The 1,236-nt window shown below is 67.0% G+C and carries 1 protein-coding gene; it reads right to left on the bottom strand.

The window, feature by feature from the left end:
* The coding region (locus ACFY0P_RS52200; protein WP_388929543.1) for a condensation domain-containing protein at nucleotides 1-1,236 on the bottom strand (1,236 nt) is incomplete at its 3' end.

The raw sequence follows: 1,236 nt of genomic DNA on the forward strand, positions 1-1,236 counted from the left end.
CCCGTCCAGCACCACACGAGCCCGACTCAGATCCTCACCATCACGGTGCACATCCAGCAGCCCGAACGGCGCCGTCGTCTCCGTCACATCACCCAACAACCCAGCGAAATACGCCTCATGCTCCGCACGGGAGACACCCAACCGCGCATGAGCCACGAAATCCCGGAAAGGCACCGGCTCAGGCAACCCATCGACGTCACCGCGGATCAGTGCGGCTATCTCGCTTTGGACGATGTCCCATCCGGTGTGGTCCTGGACAAGGTGGTGCATCTGCAGCAAGGCCACCCATTGACCTGTCTGCGGATCGCGCGCGACGTGGGCACGAATCAGCGGCGCCTGGGCCAGGTCGATGCGCGAGTCGGCCAGGGCCAGGAGCTGGTCTGCCACAGCCGTACCGGAGCTCAAGGCCACCTCGACGGCTCGTACCTCCGCTTGTCGGCACACCACCTGCACGGGTTCGCGGAGCCCCTCCCACACGATCGCGGTCCGGTAGATGTCATGCCGGTCCACCACCTGCTGCAACGCGGACAGCGCCGCGTCGAGGTGTTCACGGGAGTCGAAGGCGACAACCGTCGGCACAAGGTAGAGATCCTCGCCGTCCTCAGCCAGCAAGTGGTGGAAGAACATGCCCTCCTGCAACGGCGTCAGCGGATAGACGTCCGCCACGTTCCCGGCGCCGCCAGGGATGCGAGTGCAGATCAGGTCGATCTCCTCCTGGCTGAGATCGACCAGCGGCAGCATCTCCGGCCGGATGGCGGCGGCACCCTCAGGGATCAGGTTCGGCGGCACCTCCACCAGTGAGCCTGTGGCACCGGCCGCGATCCCGGCCGGCGTCGGTGTGGTGAACAACGCCTTGACGCTCACCGCCACGCCACGCTCGCGAAGCTTCTCCACCAGCGACACCGCGAGCAGTGAGTGACCGCCCAGCCTGAAGAAGTTGTCGTCGACCCCGACCCGCTCCAGCCCGAGAACCTCGGCGAAGGCGGCACACAGTACCTCTTCCAGCACGGAGGACGGTCCTCGCTGCGACGACAGGCTTGTGTAGTCGGGTGCGGGCAGGGCGGCGCGGTCCACCTTGCCGTTCACCGTCAACGGAAGCTCCGCCAGCACCACCACCGCCGACGGCACCATGTACTGCGGCAACCGCTCCGCCACGAACTGCTCCAGCACCTCCGGGGACAGGGCCTCCCCGTCCTCCGGCACCACATACGCCACCAGCTGACGGCCCCCCGGCAT

Source organism: Streptomyces sp. NPDC001714, assembly GCF_042892755.1.
GTDB lineage: Bacteria > Actinomycetota > Actinomycetes > Streptomycetales > Streptomycetaceae > Streptomyces.